16 protein-coding genes are annotated in these 15,058 nt (G+C 66.3%); 6 read left to right on the forward strand and 10 right to left on the reverse strand.

Going from position 1 to position 15,058, the window contains the following annotated elements:
* Positions 1-136 precede the first annotated feature (136 nt).
* From CRM90_RS16885 to CRM90_RS30995, 4 genes are read right to left on the reverse strand one after another with little or no spacing between them, the layout of a single operon-like run.
* Positions 137-1,009 carry a potassium-transporting ATPase subunit C gene (locus CRM90_RS16885; protein ID WP_102808097.1) on the reverse strand — a complete coding sequence of 291 codons (873 nt, stop codon included), beginning with the start codon at positions 1,007-1,009 and terminating at the stop codon, positions 137-139.
* A gap of 1 nt (position 1,010) precedes the next feature.
* Positions 1,011-3,158: a potassium-transporting ATPase subunit KdpB gene (kdpB, locus tag CRM90_RS16890; RefSeq protein WP_102808098.1), complete on the reverse strand. Its 2,148-nt coding sequence runs from the start codon at positions 3,156-3,158 to the stop codon at positions 1,011-1,013.
* A gap of 2 nt (positions 3,159-3,160) precedes the next feature.
* Entirely contained in the window at positions 3,161-4,843 is a 1,683-nt protein-coding gene (gene kdpA, locus CRM90_RS16895) for a potassium-transporting ATPase subunit KdpA (protein WP_102808099.1), read from the reverse strand.
* A complete protein-coding gene (locus CRM90_RS30995) occupies positions 4,843-4,932 on the reverse strand; it encodes a potassium-transporting ATPase subunit F (protein WP_102808100.1) in 90 nt (29 codons plus the stop codon). The genes kdpA and CRM90_RS30995 overlap by 1 nt, the downstream gene beginning before the upstream one ends.
* 261 nt (positions 4,933-5,193) lie before the next feature.
* Here CRM90_RS30995 and CRM90_RS16910 point away from each other — a divergent pair, with 261 nt between their 5' ends.
* A complete protein-coding gene (locus CRM90_RS16910; protein ID WP_142391388.1) occupies positions 5,194-5,898 on the forward strand; it encodes a type III PLP-dependent enzyme domain-containing protein in 705 nt (234 codons plus the stop codon).
* 20 nt (positions 5,899-5,918) lie between these two features.
* Here CRM90_RS16910 and rfbB read toward each other — a convergent pair whose 3' ends face one another.
* The 6 genes from rfbB to CRM90_RS16940 are packed head-to-tail and all read right to left on the reverse strand — an operon-like array spanning position 5,919 to position 12,751.
* Positions 5,919-6,914 carry a dTDP-glucose 4,6-dehydratase gene (gene rfbB, locus CRM90_RS16915; protein ID WP_102808103.1) on the reverse strand — a complete coding sequence of 332 codons (996 nt, stop codon included), beginning with the start codon at positions 6,912-6,914 and terminating at the stop codon, positions 5,919-5,921.
* A gap of 29 nt (positions 6,915-6,943) precedes the next feature.
* On the reverse strand, positions 6,944-7,801 hold the full coding sequence (locus CRM90_RS16920) for an LLM class F420-dependent oxidoreductase (RefSeq protein ID WP_102808104.1): 858 nt from the start codon (positions 7,799-7,801) through the stop codon (positions 6,944-6,946).
* A 30-nt stretch (positions 7,802-7,831) separates the two neighbouring features.
* The gene (locus tag CRM90_RS16925; protein WP_102808105.1) at positions 7,832-8,671 is read right to left on the reverse strand and encodes an LLM class F420-dependent oxidoreductase; all 840 of its coding nucleotides are present in this window, start codon (positions 8,669-8,671) and stop codon (positions 7,832-7,834) included.
* A gap of 16 nt (positions 8,672-8,687) precedes the next feature.
* Positions 8,688-9,521, reverse strand: coding sequence for an LLM class F420-dependent oxidoreductase (locus CRM90_RS16930; RefSeq protein WP_199189926.1), 834 nt, complete (start codon positions 9,519-9,521; stop codon positions 8,688-8,690).
* Positions 9,522-9,550: 29 nt separating this feature from the next.
* A complete protein-coding gene (locus CRM90_RS16935; RefSeq protein WP_102808107.1) occupies positions 9,551-11,035 on the reverse strand; it encodes an ATP-binding protein in 1,485 nt (494 codons plus the stop codon).
* 15 nt (positions 11,036-11,050) lie between these two features.
* Positions 11,051-12,751: an NAD(P)/FAD-dependent oxidoreductase gene (locus tag CRM90_RS16940; protein ID WP_199189927.1), complete on the reverse strand. Its 1,701-nt coding sequence runs from the start codon at positions 12,749-12,751 to the stop codon at positions 11,051-11,053.
* Positions 12,752-13,035: 284 nt separating this feature from the next.
* Here CRM90_RS16940 and infA point away from each other — a divergent pair, with 284 nt between their 5' ends.
* The 5 genes from infA (at position 13,036) to rpsD (ending at position 15,025) form a co-directional block, all read left to right on the forward strand.
* A complete protein-coding gene (infA, locus tag CRM90_RS16945; protein WP_005140011.1) occupies positions 13,036-13,257 on the forward strand; it encodes a translation initiation factor IF-1 in 222 nt (73 codons plus the stop codon).
* A 59-nt stretch (positions 13,258-13,316) separates the two neighbouring features.
* Complete coding sequence (rpmJ, locus tag CRM90_RS16950) at positions 13,317-13,430, forward strand: 50S ribosomal protein L36 (protein ID WP_003879483.1); 114 nt, start codon at positions 13,317-13,319, stop codon at positions 13,428-13,430.
* Positions 13,431-13,610: 180 nt separating this feature from the next.
* Positions 13,611-13,985: a 30S ribosomal protein S13 gene (gene rpsM / locus CRM90_RS16955; RefSeq protein ID WP_036340806.1), complete on the forward strand. Its 375-nt coding sequence runs from the start codon at positions 13,611-13,613 to the stop codon at positions 13,983-13,985.
* Positions 13,986-13,991: 6 nt separating this feature from the next.
* Positions 13,992-14,405: a 30S ribosomal protein S11 gene (gene rpsK / locus CRM90_RS16960; RefSeq protein ID WP_036340804.1), complete on the forward strand. Its 414-nt coding sequence runs from the start codon at positions 13,992-13,994 to the stop codon at positions 14,403-14,405.
* A gap of 14 nt (positions 14,406-14,419) precedes the next feature.
* The gene (gene rpsD / locus CRM90_RS16965) at positions 14,420-15,025 is read left to right on the forward strand and encodes a 30S ribosomal protein S4 (protein WP_036340802.1); all 606 of its coding nucleotides are present in this window, start codon (positions 14,420-14,422) and stop codon (positions 15,023-15,025) included.
* Positions 15,026-15,058 lie beyond the last annotated feature (33 nt).

Here is a 15,058-nt window from a genome sequence, read left to right on the forward strand (position 1 = left end):
CGGCCGGGGGCTCCAGGAGGCGGGCTGCGAGTCGCTCTCGGACGACGTGTCCGGCGGCGGGTCGCCGCCGGACGTCACGCGCGGCGGTTGCACGGTGTCCACGTCTCTATTATTCGCAGATCGATCCACCGTGAGATCAGCTCTTGATACCGAACTTCTCGTCCAGCGCGATGTTGAGTTCGAGGACGTTGACACGCGGTTCGCCGAAGACGCCGAGTGTGCGGCCGTCGGTGTGCTCGGCGAGAAGACCCCGAATCTGGTCGGCGCTGACACCGCGGGCCTTGGCGACCCGCGCGATCTGCAGGTCGGCGTAGGCGGGGGAGATGTTCGGGTCGAGGCCGCTGGCGCTGGCGGTCACCGCGTCGGCGGGTACCACGGGTTCACCGGCCGCACCCTTGATCGGGACGATCTGCCCGGTCGTGTAGTCCTCGCCGGACTGGGCGCATTGCACCCGCACACCCTCGTACGTCGCGAGGAACGGGGTCGTGGTGGTCTGGCACGGCTCGTTGACGCTGACGACCTTGGTGGGGGCGGCGACGTTGCCGCGGGCGTCGCGCGGCCCGATCACCGACAACACCGCACCGACACCGTCGCCGGTGCAGAACGGGCGCGTGCCGTCGACGCCGTCGAGGTCGCCGGCCGCCTTGCTGCGGGTGCAGACCTGGGTCAGCAGGCTCGGCTTGTCGGGACTGTCCACGATGCTTTCCGGGCCCAGATTCGACGCGCCGGTGGCCAGCGGGTCGTATCCGTTGCCGGCCGCCGACGGGCGGCTCTGGAAGTACTGCGGCAGCGGGTTGCCCTTATCGTCGGTGAACGATTGGCCGATCAGGCTGGAGCCCAACAGCTTTCCGTTCACCTCGATGATCGAACCGTCGGCCTTGTCCTTGAGCCCGGGGATCTGAGCCACCAGCCAGATGAACAGCGGGTAGCCGACCCCGACGATGACGGTGAGGACCAGCAGCGCCCGCAGCGCCGCCCAGTGTTGACGAACGAGACTGGAGAAGTTCATGTCACATCCCTGGCAAGAATTGGACGACGAGGTCGATCAGCTTGATCCCGATGAAGGGGGCGATGATCCCGCCGAGGCCGTATATGTAGAGGTTGCGGCTCAGCAGCTTCGAGGCGCTACTGGGGGTGTACTGAACGCCCCGCAGCGACAACGGAATCAGCGCGATGATGACGAGCGCGTTGAAGATGACCGCGGACAGGATGGCCGATTGCGGGCTGTGCAGCCGCATGATGTTCAGCAGGTCCAGGCCGGGGAACAACGCGACGAACATCGCCGGGATGATCGCGAAGTACTTGGCGATGTCGTTGGCGATCGAGAAGGTGGTCAGCGCCCCGCGGGTGATCAGCAGCTGCTTGCCGATCTCGACGATCTCGATGAGCTTGGTCGGGTCGGAGTCCAAATCGACCATGTTGCCGGCCTCTTTGGCCGCCGAGGTGCCGGTGTTCATCGCCACCCCCACGTCGGCTTGGGCGAGGGCGGGCGCGTCGTTGGTGCCGTCACCGGTCATCGCGACGAGCTTGCCGCCGGCCTGCTCCTGCTTGATCAGCGCGAGCTTGTCCTCCGGGGTGGCCTCGGCGAGAAAGTCGTCCACCCCGGCTTCATCGGCGATCGCCTTGGCGGTCAAGGGGTTGTCGCCGGTGATCATCACCGTGCGGATGCCCATCTTGCGCATCTCGTCGAAGCGCTCCCGCATACCCTGCTTGACCACATCCTTGAGATGGATGACGCCCAATACTTCGGCCTTCTCGTCGACCACCTGGCCGACGACCAGCGGTGTGCCGCCGGCCGCGGAGATGCCGTCGACGATGTCGCCGAGCTGCGCCGGCACGGCACCGCCCTGGTCGCGTACCCACTGTGCGACGGTACTGGCCGCGCCCTTGCGCAGCAGGTGCCCGTTCTCGAGGTCGACGCCGGACATCCTTGTGGCGGCTGAGAATTCGACCCAGTTCGCATTGACGAGCTCGCCGGGTGTGCGGGCGCGCAGGCCGAAGTTCGACTTGGCGAACACCACGATGGAACGGCCTTCGGGAGTTTCGTCGGCCAGGCTGGACAACTGCGCCGCGTCGGCAAGTTGCCCCGGTGAGACACCCTCGAGCGGAACGAAGTCCGACGCCTGCCGGTTGCCCAGCGTGATCGTGCCGGTCTTGTCCAGCAGCAGCGTGTTGACGTCACCGGCGGCTTCGACCGCGCGGCCGGACATGGCCAGCACGTTGCGTTGCACCAGCCGGTCCATGCCTGCGATACCGATCGCCGACAGCAGCGCGCCGATGGTCGTCGGGATCAGGCACACCAGCAGTGAGACCATGACGATGCCAGAGACGCCATCGGCGGTCAGCGACAGTGATTCGGGCACACCGGGATTGTTGGCCTTGGCGAAGATCGCCAGCGGCTGCAATGTGGCCACCGCGAAGATGAAGATCAACGTCAGTGCGGCGAGCAGGATGTTCAGCGCGATCTCGTTGGGTGTCTTCTGCCGATTGGCGCCTTCGACGAGGGCGATCATCCGATCGATGAAGCTCTCGCCGGGCTTCTGGGTGATCCGAACCACGATGCGATCACTCAGCACGGTGGTTCCACCGGTGACCGCCGAGCGGTCGCCGCCGGATTCCCGGATGACCGGGGCCGATTCGCCGGTGATGGCCGACTCGTCCACCGAGGCAATGCCTTCGAGCACGTCACCGTCACCGGGTATCACCTGTCCGGCCTCGACGACGACGGTGTCGCCCTGGACCAGTAAGGATGCAGCGACAGATTCTTCCACGTCCTCGCGCCCGTGCGCACCCGGCTCCCAGCCGACGAGTCGGCGAGCCATGGTGTCGGCCTTGGTCTTTCGCAGCGACTCGGCCTGCGCTTTGCCGCGCCCCTCAGCCACCGCCTCGGCCAGGTTGGCGAACACCACGGTCAGCCACAGCCAGAAGACGATCAGCCAGCCGAACCAGTTCGGATCGACGACGGCGAGGACGGTGCTCCAGACCGCGCCGATCTCGACGATCAGCATGACCGGGTTGCGCCACAGCGTGCGCGGGTCGAGCTTGCGCAGTGCGTCGGGCAGCGACGTCAGGAGCATCCTGGGGTCGAGCAGTCCGCCCTGTACCTGTTTCTTCTTGGCGCCCGTCTCGAGACGGGCCTCGACTGCGGTCACGGTCATGGTCAGTGAATTCCTTCAGCAAGGGGCCCGAGCGCGAGCATGGGCAGGAAGGTCAGGGCCACCAGGATGAGAGTCACGCCGGCCACCATGCCGACGAACTGGGGCCGATGCGTGGGCAGCGTGCCGATCGACTCCGGGGTATGGCCCTGCCTGGCCAGGGCCCCGGCGAGGGCGAGCACCAGGATGATCGGCAGGAACCGGCCGAACACCATCGCCAAGCCCAATGCGGTGTTGTACCACTCGGTGTTGACGCTGAGGCCGGCGAACGCCGAGCCGTTGTTATTGGCCGCAGAAGTAAAGGCGTACAGCACTTCCGATAATCCGTGCGGCCCGGTGTTGAGCATGCCCGCCCGCTGCCCGGGCATGGCCATGGCGATGGCGGTACCGGTCAGCACGATCAGCGGCGTTACCAGGAAATAGCTTGCAGCCAGCTTGATTTCGCGGGGAGTGATCTTCTTGCCCAGGTACTCCGGCGTGCGTCCGACCATCAGGCCGGCGACGAAGACCGTGATGACGGCCAGGATCAGCATGCCGTACAAGCCCGATCCGGTACCGCCGGGCGCGACCTCGCCGAGCTGCATGTTGAACAGCGTCATCATGCCGCCGAGGCTGGTGTAGGAGTCGTGGAACGAATCCACCGCACCGGTGGACGTCAGCGTGGTGGCGTCGGCGAACACCGCCGAGTCGGCTATCCCGAACCGTTGCTCGACGCCTTCCATCGCCGATCCGACGGCGGTGGGGACGGTGCCGTGGCCCTGCAACTGGAACTTCAGCATCAGCGTGACGCTGATGAGCGCGAGCACAGCCATCACCGCGGCGATGGCCAATCCTTGCTTGCGACTGTCGACCATGCGTCCGAAGGTGCGCGGCAGCGAGAAGCTGATCACCAGCAGCAGGAAGATCTCGACCCAGTTGGTCCACGTGGTGGGGTTCTCGAACGGGTGCGAGGAGTTGGCGTTGTAGAACCCACCGCCGTTGGTGCCCAGCTCTTTGATGGCCTCCTGACTGGCCACCGGTCCGCCGGTGATGGTCTGCTGCGCGCCGGCCAGGGTGTTGACCACCTGATCGTGCAGATGGAAGTTCTGGATCGCGCCGCCGGTGATCAGGATGATCGCGGCCACAACCGAGATCGGCAGCAGGATCCGCAGGGCGCCACGAACGAGGTCCACCCAGAAGTTGCCCAGTTCGGTGGCGTTGCGGCGGGCGAACCCCCGCACCAGCGCGACCGCGACGGCCATGCCGACCGCGGCGGAGGCGAAGTTCTGCACCGCAAGGCCGGCCATCTGAACCAGGTGCCCTTGGGTGGATTCACCCGAGTACGCCTGCCAGTTGGTGTTGGTGACGAAGCTGACCGCGGTGTTCCACGCCAGCGCGGGCGTCATCGGGGTGCCGGGGTTGTTGAGGTGCAGCGGCAGGGTGCCCTGCACCAGCTGGAAGACGAACAGGAACAGGATGCTGACCGCCGAGAACGCCAGCACACTGCGGGCGTACGCCCCCCAGGTCTGCTCGGCCTTCGGGTCGGCGCCGATCAGTCGGTAGATGACCCGCTCGACCGCAGAGTCTTTCCTGACGGACTTCTCGTCGGAGTACACCCGGTACATGTAGTCGCCCAGCGGCACATGTACAGCGGCCAGCGCGAGGATGAGTAGGACGAGGAAGACGATCCCCGCCGATGTGGTGGTCACTAGAACCTCTCCGGAAACAGCAGTGCGGCGGCCACGAACAGGGCCAGTAGCACGGACAAGATCAAGCCGACGACGTTCTCGTAGCTCACAGTCGCTCGACCAGCTTCTGCACCAGGCCGAGCAGGGCGAAGATCGCCACTGTCAGCAGCACGAATATGAGGACACTCATGACGGCGACGCTAGAGCCCGAAAACCCCCGCCAGCACCGGCGTTGACGGTTTCTTTACGCCGGAACGGGCCGTCTTGACGAAAGTCCGGCCACCCGTTGATTCAGCGAGCCCACAGCGGCATCAGAGCGGCCCCGAGGTTTGGGCGCGCACCGTCGATGGGGGAAGGAAAGAGGTGCTGCAGTGACATTGTCGACAAGTTTTCGGTCCTGGGTCCGGGCCTGTCCACCCGTCGAGCATCCGGAGATACGGCGGATGATCTGCTGCCGGGACGCGTGCGCGCCCGCCGAGGTGTCGTTCCCGGCCGGGGCGCTGCACGACGCGCTGGTGGCGCGCTGGGTTCGTGAGCACAGCTGGGCTGTCGATGTCCGCACCGTCGCGGAGTTGCATTCGGCCATCTCGGTCGGCATCCATCCGGTGCGGATGACCGTCCACGCCGACCAGCTGGGTACCGGTGGGATTCGCCGGGCCAGTGCCGCCGGGGTGGGCGGGCTGGTGCTCAGCCGTCGCGAGCAGATCGCGACGTTGCGGGCCAGCCGCACCCACCATGTGCTGGTGCGCATGACCGACGCCGCACTGCGCGGCTCCCACAACGCGGCGGACGCGGTGATCGCTTGCCGGTCAACGATTTTGGTCGGACTGCTGTGTGAGGTCGGTGCGGCCGGCGGCTGTTCGGTCCCGGTCGGCGACACCCTCGCCGAGATGGATCGCATCCGCCGTCGGCACAATATCGTGCTGACACGACTCGTCGTCGGGCTCGGCGACGCCCTCCCGACCACCGGCAGTTCAGTAGTACGCCGTGACCTTGCCGAGGAGATCGGTGAGTCGGTCGACGACGCCTGCGCGGCGTTGCGGTTCCCACGTCCGGTCGTTGTCATGGCGGCGTGATCGGACGTGCAAACCCGTAGTCACTGGCCGCGTTCGGCGTAGCCGGCCTCGACCTGTTCTTTGAGTGGACCCCACCACCACTCGTTGGCGCGGTACCACGCGATCGTGCTCGTCAATCCCTCGGTCAGGTCGGTATGCGCCGGCGTCCAGCCGAGTTCGCTGCGCAGCGCGTTGGCGTCGATCGCATAGCGGAGGTCGTGGCCGGCGCGGTCGGGAACATGGTCGAAATCGTCGGCGTCGCGGCCCATCAGCTGCAGGATGAGGCGCAACACCGACAGGTTGTCCCGCTCGCCGTCGGCGCCGATCAGGTAGGTGGATCCGCTCACGCCGTCTTCCAGGATCCGCCATACCGCGCTGTTGTGGTCGTCGACGTGGATCCAGTCGCGCACGTTGGCGCCCGTGCCGTAGAGCTTGGGACGGCGGCCGGTCAGGACGTTGGTGATCTGGCGCGGGATGAACTTCTCGATGTGCTGGTATGGCCCATAGTTGTTGGAGCAGTTGGAGATTGTCGCGCGCAACCCGTAGGACCGCACCCACGCGCGCACCAGCAGGTCGGCCGAAGCCTTGGTCGCCGAATACGGGCTCGACGGGTTGAACGGAGTCTGCGCGGTGAACCGCTCGTCGCCGTGCAGGGGCAGATCGCCGTACACCTCGTCGGTGGAGACATGGTGCAGCCGAACCCCGTGCCGCCGAACGCCTTCCAACACCGAGAACGTGCCGACGACGTTGCTCCGGACGAACGGCGCTGGACCGGCCAGCGCGTTGTCCACATGGGTTTCGGCGGCGAAATGCACCACCGCGTCGGACTCGGCGACCAACGTGTCGACCAGCGACTCGTCGACGAGGTCGCCCTCGACCAACCGGATGTGATCGTCCACGGAGCGCAGCGACTCGCGGCTGCCTGCATAGGTGAGGGCGTCCAGGACGGTCACCGACACCTCGGGCCGTTCCCGCACGGTGCTGTGGACGAAGTTGGCGCCGATGAAACCGGCGCCGCCGGTCACCAACAGCCGCATGCCGCCACCCTAACGGGCCGGTGGAACGCTCACCCCTTCGCGGTCAGCCCCAGCGGTCCGGCCAGCTCGGTCAGTGTCGGCAGCAGCTTGTCCCAGCCGCCGAGCACCTGGATGGTCACGTGGTCGGCGCCGTTGTCGAGGTGTTCGGCCAGCCGCGCGGCGATGGCGTCGGCCGTTCCGTGGGCGACCACGGCGTCGATCAGCTTGTCGCTGGCCGGCGGTGCGACGTCGGCGTCGGTGAATCCCAGCCGCTTCCAGTTGTTCACATAGTTGCTCAGCCCCAGATAGAAGCCGACGCTGTCGCGGCCGAGTTCGCGGGCCTCGTCGGGATCGGTGGTCAACACCACCTTGTGTTCGGGTGCCAGGAACACCGTCGGGCCGACCAGATTGCGGGCCTGCCCGGTGTGTTCGGGGGTGGTCAGGTAGGGATGCGCACCGGCACTGCGTTGCGCGGCCAGCTGCAACACCTTCGGACCGAGGGCGGCGATCACCCGGCGGCTGGTCGGCACATGCTTGTCGTCGAGTTTGTCGAGATAGTTCACCAGCGCCTGGTAGGGCTTGGTGTACTCCTGGGTGTGCTCGGGGTGTCCGACGCCCACCCCGAGCAGAAACCGCCCGGGATAAGCCTTTTCGATCCGGTGATAGGACTCGGCGACCTCGTCGGCCGGGGCGTTCCAGATGTTGACGATTCCGGTGGCGACCGACAGGTTCTCGGTCTCGGCGAGGATCGGCTCGACGAACGACAGATCGGCCGCCGGCGAACCGCCGACCCACACCGCGCCGTAGCCGAGCCGCTCGATCTCGACCGCCTGCTCCGGTGTGACCGGTCCACCGGTCCACACCCCGTAGCGGCCGAGATCTGGTTTGAGCAGCGACGGATTGGTCACGAGTCCCTCTCGTTGGGGTTGGTTGAGTCCCTACGGTTGTTTGAGACCCAGCGGGCCGGCCAGCGCGGCCAGTGCATCCACCAGCTTGTCAGATGAGGTGAGTACCTGGACGGGCACGTGGTCGGCACCCGCCTCGAGATGCTGGGTCAGCCGGGCCGCGATCGCCTCGGGGGTTCCGTAGGCCACGACGGCGTCGACCAGCCGGTCGCTGCCGGGCTTGGCCACGTCGTCGTCGTTGAATCCCAACCGTTTCCAGCTGTTGAGGTAGTTCTGCAGGTTGAGGTAAATGTCGAGGGCTTGCCTGCCGACTGTGCGCGCCTGATCCGCGTCAGTGGTCAGCACCGCCTTGTGCTCGGGCGCCAGGAACGCCTCGGGTCCGATCAGCTGCCGCGCTTCGGCGGTGTGCTCCGGCGTGGTCAGGTAGGGGTGCGCACCGGCCGCCCGAGTGGCCGACAGCTTGAGTACCTGCGGGCCGAGCGCGGCGACCACGCGCCGATTCTTCGGAACCCCGTACTCGTCGAGTTTGTCGAGGTAGCCGCGCAGCGCGTCGATCGGCTTCTGGTATTGCTGATGCGCCTCGGGATGTCCGACGCCGATGCCGAGGATGAACCGGCCGGGGTAGGCCTTCTCGATGCGGTGGAACGACTCGGCCACCGGGCCGGCCGCGGCGGTCCAGATGTTGACGATGCCGGTGGCCACCTTCAGCGTGGTGGTGTTCTCCAGAATCGGCTCCACCCAATCCAATTCGGCAGGAGGCGAACCGCCCACCCACACCGCGCCATAACCGAGGGCCTCGATCTCTTTGGCCTGCTGCGGGGTGACCCCGCGACCGAACGACCCGAACTTGCCCAGATCCGGCTTGTCTGTCATCGATCTTTCCCTTCGGTCAGCTCAGCCCGAGCGGGCCGGCGAGATCGGCCAAGGTGGGTACGACCTTGGCCTGCGACGTGAGCAGTTGGATCGGGACGTGGTCGGCGCCGGCCTCGAGGTGCTCGGTGAGCCGCGCCGCGATCGTGTCGGGTGTTCCATGCACGATCAGGGCGTCCACGAGCCGGTCGCTGCCGGGGCGGGTGATGTCGTCATCGGTGAAGCCCAGCCGCTTCCAGTTGTTGAGGTAGTTGCTCAGCCCGAGATACATCTCCAGGGTCTTACGGCCGACGGCGCGGGCGTGCTCGACATCGGTGGTGGGGACGACGGGTACCGCGGGCGCCAGGAACGCGTCGGGACCGATGAGTTCGCGCGCTTGCGCGGTGTGCTCGGGCGTGACGAGGACAGGGTGGGCGCCGGCGCTGCGCCGTGCCGACAGCTTCAGGACCTGCGGTCCGAGCGCGGCCAGAACGCGGTTGTCGCGTGGTACGCCGTGTTCGTCCAGCACGTCGAGGTAGGCGTTGAGCGCGGTGATCGGCTTGGTGAACTCGGCGTCCGCCTCGGGATGGCCGACACCCAGGCCCAGCAGGAAGCGGCCAGGGTGCGCGTTCTCGATGCGATGGAACGAGGCGGCGACCGCCTCGGGTTTGGCGGTCCAGATGTTGACGATGCCGGTGGCCAGTTTCAGGGTGCGGGTCTGCTCGAGAGTTCGGTCCACCCAGTCGAGCTCGGCGGGGGGCGAGCCCGCCACCCACACCGCGCCGTAACCGAGCGCCTCGATTGCCGAGGCGTCCTCAGGCGTGATGCCCATGCCGAAGGACGCGAACTTACCGAGATCGGGCTTGGCGCTCATGGCGGCTATAACCCGGGCCCGAGTGTGAGCTATTCCGCTGCGGTGGAAAGTTCACCCGGGGTTACCGCGACGGGCGCGGACGCCACCAGCGGCAGCAGGATGATGAAGCGGGTGTTGCCCGGTTCGGATTCGACCCGGATATCGCCCTGATGCTTCTCGACGATGATCCGGCGGGCCAGATCCAGGCCCAGCCCGTCGCCCTCACCGAAGGGCTTGGTGGTGAAGAACGCGGTGAAGATCCGGTCGATGATCTCTTCCGGGATGCCGGGGCCGTCGTCGCAGATCTCCACCCGGATCCGGTCGTCGCCCTGGCGGGCGGTCCGGATCGTCAGGGTGCCGCGGCCCTTCATCGCCTGGATGGCGTTGTTGATGATGACGTCCCATACTTCGTTCAAACCGCCTGGGTAACAAGCGATTTCGGGAATCGACTTGTCCCATTCCTTGACCAGTTTGATGGGTTTGTCGGCGCCGACCTTGTCGCCGAACAGCGTCTTGAGCGTGCTGTGCAGCAGCTCGTGGACGTTGGCGACCTGGTATTCGGCCCGGTCCATCTGGGAGTACTTCTTGGCCCCGGCGAGCAGACCCGAGATGCGTTCGCTGGCGTCGGCGATCTCGTTCATCCGCAGCTCGGTGTCGATCGTGTACTTCAGCCAGCCGATCGCGCTCTGCAGCGTCGCCGAACAGTCCACCGAGTCGATCGAGGCCTCGATGCGTTCCAGCCAGTCCACATCGAGACCGGCTTCGACGAACGTGGGGGCGTAATCCCACGCGCTGGCGATGCCGTGGTCCTCGAGCCAATCGCCGACTTGGTCTTCGCGGTCGGAGGTCTCGAGCGCGGACAGTTCCTGAACCTTGGACTTGGCGACCTGTTCGGCCACCTCGTCCTGGATCCGGACCAGCACCCGCAGCGCCTCGGGACTGAATTGCCCGTCGGCGAGCATCGACAGCTTGTAGCGCATCTTGCCGACGCCTTCACGAAGGTCGGCCACGGCGCGCGCGGTGGCTGCCGCCGGGTTGTTCAGCTGGTGGGTCAACCCGGCCGTGATGGTGCCCAGCGCCAGCAGCTTCTGCCGCTGGCCGAGGATCTGGCTCTGCCGCCGCCCGCCGACCATGTGGCCCTCGAGCAGATGCACGGCCATCGGGAACTCCGACTTCATGAACTGCGCGAAGGCTTCGGCGTCGAGCACGAAGAACCGCGACGGCTTCGTGACGCGCACCGAGGCCTGATAGACCTGCTCCTCATTGGGGATGTAGGCCGACCACGCCCCGCAGTACACGCCGCGCTGCGAGGTGCGGGTGGTTTCCACGTCCACACCGCCGGAGCGTTTCGACATCACCAACTCGCCGTCGAGCAGGACGTAGAAGCAGGTGGCCGGTTCGCCTTCGACGACCACCGGGCCGGTTTCGAACGTCGCGATATGCCCGTTGTCGCACAACGTCTGGAGCTGTTCGGTCGACAGCTTTTCGAACAGGAACAGCGTCCTGAGTTCGTCGGGCATGCAGTTCTGGCCCATGTCGTTACGCCCTTTCTAGGCCTCCGCCAAATACCGGTGCACCAGCATCACCGCCATCGACCCTTCGCCGACGGCGGCCGCCACCCGTTTTGCGGACTCGGAGCGCACGTCTCCTGCAACAAACACACCGGGCACACTTGTTTCCAGGTGGTGCGGCGGGCGGTCCAGAGTCCACCCGGCCACGTTCAGCAGGTCGGGACCGGCGAGGACGAAACCGTGGTCGTCGACGGCGACGACCTCCTTGAGCCAGTCGGTGCGGGGCTCGGCGCCGATGAAGCAGCACATCCGGCTGGCCTCGACGGTTTCGCGCTGGCCGGTCTGCCGGTTCTCCAGGATCAGGCCGGTCAGGTGGTCGTCCTCGCCGAGGGTGTCCACCACTTCGGTGCACGTGCGGACCGAGATCGTCGGGTTCTTCTCGATCTGCTGGATCAGGTAATGCGACATCGACGCCTCGAGCGACGGTCCGCGCACCAGCATGGTGACCGAGCGGGCCTCGCGGGACATGTACATGGCCGCCTGCCCGGCCGAGTTGGCGCCGCCCACGATGTAGACATCCTCGCCGCGGCACTCCGAGGCGTCGGACACCGAGGCGCCGTAGTAGACGCCCCGTCCGACGTAGTTGCATGCGGGATCGTCGGGGTTGTCCCAACAGCCGGTGACCTGCAGCTGGCGGTACGCCACACCGGTGGCCAGGATGACGGCGCGGGCGGCGATCGTGCTGCCGTCCTCGAACTCGATGGTGCGTGCGGTGCCCGCCTCACCGGCGGAGAGCTTGATCGCCTTGCGGGTGGTGATCACCTCGGCGCCGAAGCGCTCGGCCTGCCTGCGGGCCGACGTGGTGAGTTCGGCGCCGGAGACGCCGGTGGGGAAGCCGAGGTAGTTCTCGATGCGGGAGCTGCGGCCGGCCTGACCACCGGTGGTGGTCTCCTCGATCAGCACGGTCTTGAGGCCTTCGGAGGCGCCATAAACCGCGGCCGCCAGCCCGGCCGGGCCGCCGCCGATGACCGCCAGGTCGTACATCTCCAGCGACGGGCTGGTGGACAGTCCCAGCATCGCGGCCAGCTCGGCATCGGTCGGGTCGACCAGGATCTGACCCTGTTCGCTGATCACCACCGGCAGCTGGAACTCGTCAAGGCCGCCCGCGTCCAGCAGCTGCTTGCCCTTGGGCTCGTCGGCGTTGAACGCCCGGAACGAGTGCAGGTTGCGGGCCAGGAACTGGCGCACCTCCCACGAACGTTCGCTCCAGCGGTGCCCGATCACCTTGGTGTGCGGGATGGCCCGGTCGCCGGTGGCGTGCCAGGCCTCCAGCAGCGCGTCGATCACCGGGTAGAGCTTCTCCTCCGGCGGATCCCAGGGCTTGAGCAGGTAGTGGTCGAGGTCGACGACGTTGATCGCGTCGATCGCGGCGTGGGTGTCGGCGTAGGCCGTCAGCAGAACGCGGCGGGCCATCGGGTAGACGTCCATCGCCTCTTCGAGGAACTGGATGCCGCTCATCTGCGGCATCCGGTAGTCGGCGACGAACACCGCGACGGTTTCGCCGCGCAGCTTCAGTTCGTTGATCGTTTCCAGCGCGTCGAGCCCGGATTCGGCGCGGACGATCCGATACCGCTCGCCGTAGTGACGGCGGAGGTCACGTGCCACGGCACGTGAGACGGCGGGGTCGTCGTCCACAGTGAGGATCACGGGTTTGCGGGGCTGGGGGGCGGGTCCAGTCATCACCGTCAAGTATGCGCTTGTTGTCCAGTGCTTATTAGGGTGGGCTTTGCGGGCCCGCGGTTGCCGCCGCGTCGCGTTCGCCGGCAGATGAAGCGGAGGTCAGCGCCGCTTCGGCGCGTTTTGGAGTACCGCGCCCGAGCGGGTATCGTTGACCAACGGTGCGGATTCCGCGCCGACTCTTGCGTGCCCTGTCTGAGGAAATCCCGGAATTTCCCGCTCCCGGCTCACGTTTTGCAGTCGGGGCGAATGCTGCCCCAAACCGAGAAAGCAGGATCGAAGAGGACATGGCCAAGAAAGACGGTGCCATCGAGGTCGAGGGCCGCGTGGTCGAGCCCCTGCCCAACGCGATGTTTCGCATTGAGCTGGAGAACGGACACAAGGTACTCGCTCACATCAGCGGCAAGATGCGGCAGCACTACATCCGCATCCTTCCCGAGGACCGGGTGGTGGTGGAGTTGTCTCCCTACGACCTGACCCGCGGGCGCATTGTGTACCGGTACAAGTAAGCCCGACCCGATCGCCAGCATTCAAGACAACCGACGAGAACTAGAAGGATCGAACAGCCGTGAAGGTGAACCCGAGCGTCAAGCCGATCTGCGACAAGTGCAGGGTGATCCGCCGGCATGGGCGGGTCATGGTGATCTGCTCTGATCCGCGCCACAAGCAGCGGCAGGGCTAACACCCGGCGCGAGCACTACCCACAACTGAATGCAGACCTCCCAGTACCACTGAGGGCCCGGCGCGTCAGCGCCACAAAGACGAATCAGCGCCCTCATCACGTCCGGCACGGAGGCCGGACCCCGAAAGACGGGGAACGGACTGGGATCAGACCTCCGCAAAGAGAAGGAATCACTGCCTGATGGCACGTCTCATGGGCGTAGATCTCCCGCGCGACAAGCGCATGGAGATCGCGCTGACCTATATCTACGGCATCGGCCGTACCCGTAGCCAGGAAATCCTGGACGGCACCGGCATCGACCGGGACCTGCGCACCAAGGACCTCACCGACGATCAGGTGACCCAGCTGCGCGACTACATCGAAGGCAACCTCAAGGTTGAGGGTGACCTGCGCCGCGAGGTTCAGGCCGACATTCGCCGCAAGATCGAGATCGGCTGCTACCAGGGCCTGCGGCACCGCCGTGGCCTGCCGGTGCGTGGCCAGCGAACCAAGACCAATGCGCGCACCCGCAAGGGCCCCAAGCGCACCATCGCCGGCAAGAAGAAGGCCAGGTAACCCCGGATGGCACAGGCAAAGAAGGGCACCGGCGCCAAGAAGGGTCAGAAGACCCGTCGCAGGGAAAAGAAGAACATCCCGCACGGCGCCGCTCACATCAAGAGCACGTTCAACAACACGATCGTCTCGATCACCGATCCCCAGGGCAACGTCATCGCCTGGGCATCGTCGGGTCACGTCGGCTTCAAGGGGTCGCGTAAGTCGACTCCGTTCGCCGCGCAGCTCGCCGCCGAGAACGCTGCCCGCAAGGCGCAGGAGCACGGCGTGAAGAAGGTCGACGTATTCGTGAAGGGCCCGGGTTCGGGCCGCGAAACGGCGATCCGCTCGCTGCAGGCCGCCGGCCTCGAGGTCGGCGCCATTTCCGACGTCACTCCGCAGCCGCACAACGGCTGCCGTCCGCCCAAGCGGCGCCGGGTCTAGGGAGGATCTGAACAATGGCTCGTTATACCGGACCCGCTACCCGCAAGTCGCGCCGCCTCGGCGTCGACCTGGTCGGTGGTGATCAGTCGTTCGAGAAGCGCCCCTACCCGCCCGGCCAGCACGGCCGCGCGCGGATCAAGGAGAGCGAATACCGTCAGCAGCTGCAGGAGAAGCAGAAGGCTCGCTTCACCTACGGCGTGATGGAGAAGCAGTTCCGCAAGTACTACGAAGAGGCCAACCGGTCCACCGGCAAGACCGGTGAGAACCTGCTCCAGATCCTGGAGACCCGGTTGGACAACGTCGTGTACCGGGCGGGCCTGGCCCGTACCCGCCGGATGGCTCGCCAGCTGGTAAGCCACGGCCACTTCACGGTCAATGGTGTCAAGGTGAACATCCCGAGCTACCGGGTGTCGCAGTACGACATCATCGACATCAAGGACAAGTCGCTGAACACCTTCCCGTTCGAGCTGTCCCGGCAGACCGCCGGTGAGCGCCCGATCCCGTCCTGGCTGCAGGTCGTGGGGGAGCGTCAGCGAATCCTCGTCCACCAGTTGCCGACTCGTGAGCAGATCCAGGTTCCGCTCGCCGAGCAGCTGATCGTCGAGTTCTACTCGAAGTAAAGAAGACGTCCGCGGGGCAACCGTTCCGCGGAT

This window comes from Mycobacterium sp. ENV421 (assembly GCF_002887815.1).
In the GTDB taxonomy this organism is placed as follows: Bacteria; Actinomycetota; Actinomycetes; order Mycobacteriales; family Mycobacteriaceae; genus Mycobacterium.

Bases quoted from the DNA above. Each gene is read 5' to 3' on its own strand.
- rfbB (WP_102808103.1), bottom strand. From the start codon at position 6,914: ATGCGGCTGTTGGTGACCGGCGGCGCCGGTTTCATCGGCGCCAACTTC.
- kdpB (WP_102808098.1), bottom strand. From the start codon at position 3,158: ATGACCGTGACCGCAGTCGAGGCCCGTCTCGAGACGGGCGCCAAGAAG.
- rpsD (WP_036340802.1), top strand. From the start codon at position 14,420: ATGGCTCGTTATACCGGACCCGCTACCCGCAAGTCGCGCCGCCTCGGC.
- CRM90_RS16930 (WP_199189926.1), bottom strand. From the start codon at position 9,521: ATGAGCGCCAAGCCCGATCTCGGTAAGTTCGCGTCCTTCGGCATGGGC.
- CRM90_RS16935 (WP_102808107.1), bottom strand. From the start codon at position 11,035: ATGGGCCAGAACTGCATGCCCGACGAACTCAGGACGCTGTTCCTGTTC.
- rpsM (WP_036340806.1), top strand. From the start codon at position 13,611: ATGGCACGTCTCATGGGCGTAGATCTCCCGCGCGACAAGCGCATGGAG.
- CRM90_RS16885 (WP_102808097.1), bottom strand. From the start codon at position 1,009: ATGAACTTCTCCAGTCTCGTTCGTCAACACTGGGCGGCGCTGCGGGCG.
- CRM90_RS16925 (WP_102808105.1), bottom strand. From the start codon at position 8,671: ATGACAGACAAGCCGGATCTGGGCAAGTTCGGGTCGTTCGGTCGCGGG.
- rpsK (WP_036340804.1), top strand. From the start codon at position 13,992: ATGGCACAGGCAAAGAAGGGCACCGGCGCCAAGAAGGGTCAGAAGACC.
- CRM90_RS16940 (WP_199189927.1), bottom strand. From the start codon at position 12,751: ATGACTGGACCCGCCCCCCAGCCCCGCAAACCCGTGATCCTCACTGTG.
- infA (WP_005140011.1), top strand. From the start codon at position 13,036: ATGGCCAAGAAAGACGGTGCCATCGAGGTCGAGGGCCGCGTGGTCGAG.